General features: G+C 63.8%; 5 protein-coding genes. 3 read left to right on the top strand and 2 right to left on the bottom strand.

From position 1 onward, the window contains the following. Positions 1–194: 194 nt before the first annotated feature. The 3 genes from IHV84_RS19985 (at position 195) to IHV84_RS19975 (ending at position 2,840) form a co-directional block, all read left to right on the top strand. Positions 195–995: an ABC transporter permease gene (locus tag IHV84_RS19985; RefSeq protein WP_198848138.1), complete on the top strand. Its 801-nt coding sequence runs from the start codon at positions 195–197 to the stop codon at positions 993–995. A 67-nt stretch (positions 996–1,062) separates the two neighbouring features. After that, positions 1,063–2,097 carry an MlaD family protein gene (locus IHV84_RS19980; RefSeq protein WP_198848137.1) on the top strand — a complete coding sequence of 345 codons (1,035 nt, stop codon included), beginning with the start codon at positions 1,063–1,065 and terminating at the stop codon, positions 2,095–2,097. Further along, positions 2,094–2,840, top strand: coding sequence for a hypothetical protein (locus IHV84_RS19975; RefSeq protein WP_233100152.1), 747 nt, complete (start codon positions 2,094–2,096; stop codon positions 2,838–2,840). The genes IHV84_RS19980 and IHV84_RS19975 overlap by 4 nt, the downstream gene beginning before the upstream one ends. 75 nt (positions 2,841–2,915) lie before the next feature. On the opposite strand, the gene IHV84_RS19970 is transcribed toward IHV84_RS19975, so the two are convergent. Next, complete coding sequence (locus IHV84_RS19970) at positions 2,916–3,098, bottom strand: hypothetical protein (RefSeq protein WP_082759319.1); 183 nt, start codon at positions 3,096–3,098, stop codon at positions 2,916–2,918. Positions 3,099–3,393: 295 nt separating this feature from the next. Continuing rightward, positions 3,394–3,702 carry a hypothetical protein gene (locus IHV84_RS19965; RefSeq protein WP_198848136.1) on the bottom strand — a complete coding sequence of 103 codons (309 nt, stop codon included), beginning with the start codon at positions 3,700–3,702 and terminating at the stop codon, positions 3,394–3,396. Between the last annotated feature and the right edge of the window lie 86 nt (positions 3,703–3,788).

The raw sequence follows: 3,788 nt of genomic DNA, 5'->3' as shown, positions 1-3,788 counted from the left end.
TGAGTCTGTGCACTGAGCAACAACAATAAATGTTGCACTTGGACTTGAATCCGCCATGTTTCAAAGTGCTTTGTGTGCTTCTGTTTTGATAGCTGGCGGCGCTTGATGGATAAGCGCTGGAGGCCAAAAACGTTTGATGTCATCGGCCGCTGCCTGAAACGCGGTGTGGCCCGGTGCGCAGCTATGATCCAGCCATGATTTCGCGCTTGCCCGGCCTTTCCCTGTCCGAACGCGCCTGGGGCGTGGTGCGGCGCTGGGCGCTGGCCTGGTGGCGCATCTTGTACCTGGGTGCCGTGGTGTGTGTGCTGGTGCTGTCGCCGTCCAGTTACGGCAAGGTCACCCGGCGCGCTCTGGCACGCCACCTGTATCTGGACACCGCCCCGGTGCTGCTGGGTTTTACCGTGTTGGCAGCGCTGATCAGCCTGGTGCTCACGCGCATCGTGGTTGTCACGGCCATCAGCTATGGCTTGTCGCGCTACGCGCTGGAGATGGTGATCCGCGTGCTGGTGCTGGAGCTGATCCCTTTGACGGCTGCGCTGTTCGTGGCCATGCGCTGCACCATTCCCAACGGCACGCAGCTGGCGCTGCTGCGCCAGTCTGGCCACCTGGCCCGCCTGAGCCATGCGGGGGCTGACCCCATTCGTGTGGAGCTGCTGCCCCGCGCCGTAGCGGGCGTGTTTGCCTGCATCACCCTGGCGGCGTTGAGCTGCGTGGTCGCCCTGGTGTTGGCCTACCTCGGCGTGTATGGCTTCAGCCTGGCGGGCCTGCCCAGCTACACGCGCATGTTTGGGCATGTGTTTGCGCCTGCGGTCACGCTGGTCTTCGTCATCAAAACCGTGTTGTTCAGCCTGGCGGTGGCGCTCATCCCCATGGCCGCCGGGTTGTACGACACGGGCGAGCGCACGCAGCCCGATTCAGAACTGGGCGGGCTGGCGCGCATGTTTGCCGTGCTGCTGCTCATCGAAGTTGGCTCGCTGGTGGGGAACTACTACTGATGCGGCCCCTGAACCAGACCATGCCCCCACCATCCCCGGCCCGTTGGGGCCGTACAGATTGTTTGCCATGAACCCTTCCGTACCCCCGCCCCCATCTGCTGCGCCACCCGATCCGGCGGGCACGCCCATCGCTGCCGATGCTGCGCATGTGGAATCCCTGCGTCCTGTGGCCTATCTGGAGCTGAAGGCCGCGATGCTGCTGCTGTTCACGCTGGCGTTGATCGTGGGGTCCGGCCTGTACCTGCTGTATGCGCGGGGTGCGTTTGAGCCCACGCAAACCCTGGTGCTCACTGCCGATGACTCTGAAGGCGTGGTGGTAGGCATGGACATGACGTTCTCGGGCTTTCCCATCGGCCGCGTGCGCCGCATTGAACTGGCCGAAACCGGCAACGCCCGCATCGTGGTGGATGTGGCCCAGAAAGACGCGCACTGGCTGCGCGAGTCCAGCGTGTTCACGCTGGTGCGCGGCGTGGTGGGGGGCACCAACATCCGCGCGTACAGCGGCATCCTGACCGACCCACCGTTGCCTGCCGGTGCCGTGCGCCCCGTGTTGCGTGGCGATGCCACGGCCGAGATTCCGCAGTTGATGGCGTCCGCCCGTGAACTGCTGGGCAACCTCAATGCCCTCACCGCGCAAGACGCAGCCCTGGGCAGCAGCCTAGCCAACGTGCAGGCCCTGACCCAGCAGCTGAACGGCCCCGGTGGCGCCCTGGGCGTGCTGATGGGCAACGAAGCCGATGCCCGAAAAATCATCACCACGCTGGAGCGCACCAACACCCTGCTGGCGCGCCTGGATGGCCTGGCCAAGCAGGCCGATCGCCAGGTGTTTGGTGAGAACGGCAAAGACGCGCTGGTGCCTGACCTGCGGGCCTCGGTTGGGCAGCTCAATGCCTTGCTGGCCGAGACGCGCAATAGCCTCAAGAAGGTGGATGCGGTGCTGGTGGAGGCTCAGGCCATCGGCGCCAACACCCGCGAAGCCACCACCGACCTGGGCGCCTTGCGCGCCGATGTGGAAAGCAACCTGCGCAAGGTGGAAAGCCTGGTGAACGAAATCCAGCGCAAATGGCCTTTTGCGCGCGACACCGAGATTCGACTGCCATGACACAGCGCACTCGCTTTTTTCAGACCGCACGGGCCTGCTGGGCACCTGAGTCTTCCAGCCTGTCTGCGCGCCGCCTGCGCACCGTTTGGGCACCGCTGCTGGTGTGCGCTGCCCTCGCAGCTTGTTCCAGCAAGCCCGCCATCCCAGACTGGCAGATGAATGCGCACGGCTCCACCGAAAAGGCCTTGCAGGCCTACCTGACAGGCAACAGCCGGGTAGAGGGGCAGGAGTGGGCACGTGCACGCCGAGAGCTCGCCAGCACTGGCCGGCTGGACCTGGTGGCCCGGGCAGAACTGTTGCGCTGTGCGGCGCAGGCAGCCAGCTTGGCGCTGACGCAAGCTTGCCCGCCCTTTGAGGCCCTGCAGCAGGATGCCGCAGGCCCTGAAAAAGCCTACGCCAATTACCTGCTGGGCCGCCCCTTGGCGGCTGATGAACTGGCTTTGTTGCCGCCCGCGCAGCGCCCGGTGGCTACCGCCTTGGCGCAGTCGAGTGCTGCCAACGCTGCGGCCGTGCTCAAGGGGGTGGAAGATCCCCTCTCGCGCCTGGTGGCCGCTGGCACCTTGTTCCGTGCAGGGCAGGCCGGGCGCGAAGTGGTCGCACTGGCAGTAGACGCCGCTTCAGCCCAGGGCTGGCGACGCCCCCTGATGGCATGGCTGACCGTGCAGGCTGATCTGGCCCAGGTCGCAGGGGACGCAGAAGCCGCAGCGCAAGCCCGCAGGCGATTGGCTCTGATGGCTCCTTGAAGGCATCAAGCCCAGGGGATCTGCGGCTTCAGCTCAGCGTGTAAGCGGTGGTCTGCACAGCGCTGTGTTAGCCACTCAGCGTGCAGGTTCTACAGGTAAAAGCATGTCCAGTTGCCCAGGGAGCAGCGGCAGAGAGTCTGCCGACTGCACCACCCAATCGGGCGCGGAGCCCACCAGGGCTGCCACGAGTGCCAAAGTCACCGTGGCAACAAATGCCAGCAAAGCAACGGCTTGCGAAGAGAGGTGACTGGATGTCATGGCGTTGCTCCTTCATAGGGTGTGAACACCGTTGATTGGGGACGCGGGGGCCTCAATGGTCCATCCCACTCTGGCCTCAATAGCCAGTGGATGAGATTCCACCAAAAGCCCGCAGTTCCAAGTGTCAGACAAATTCGCATCGGGGCATCGCGTTGTCGCGATTTGTATCTGAGCTCTGCGGCTGGATGCGCACCTGCTTACTGTTCATCCCCCACCGTTGGTGAATGGACCCGCTGGAAGGGGCTTGCAGGAGCGGCAACGCATTCCTCAAGACCCTTCATGCCCATGTCACGCGTCAGGAAAGGCGCACATCAAAGTACATGCACTCTGCTTCGCCCAGATCGCGAAATCCCGCCTGCCTCGCAGTGGTGCAAGCCTTGGCCCAGCGTGCTGCCAGCTCCAGGTCTGCTTGCGAAATATCTTCGTCGGCAGCACCTTCCAGCCCCGACGTCGTGTCCAGCGCGGCAGCCACTTCTTCCGGGCCTCCAAGCGCCTGCTCCAAGGCCTTGGCATAACGTGCCTCGGCTTGCGCGCGCGCCCGCTCTGGCACTTCATCGGGGCAGTCTTGCAGGGTGACGGTGTACAGCGTATCAATCACTTCCATGGTCGAACTCCTTGATAAAGACTGTTTAAATATAAGGGGTATCTATTTAGCTCCAGTGACGTGAGAATAGCTGGATGGAAACCCAG

This window comes from Acidovorax sp. IB03 (assembly GCF_016406015.1).
GTDB classification, from domain to species: Bacteria; Pseudomonadota; Gammaproteobacteria; order Burkholderiales; family Burkholderiaceae_C; genus Acidovorax; species Acidovorax temperans.
The sequence above is the reverse complement of the archived record's forward strand: the minus strand, read 5'-3'. Positions and strand labels throughout refer to the sequence as shown.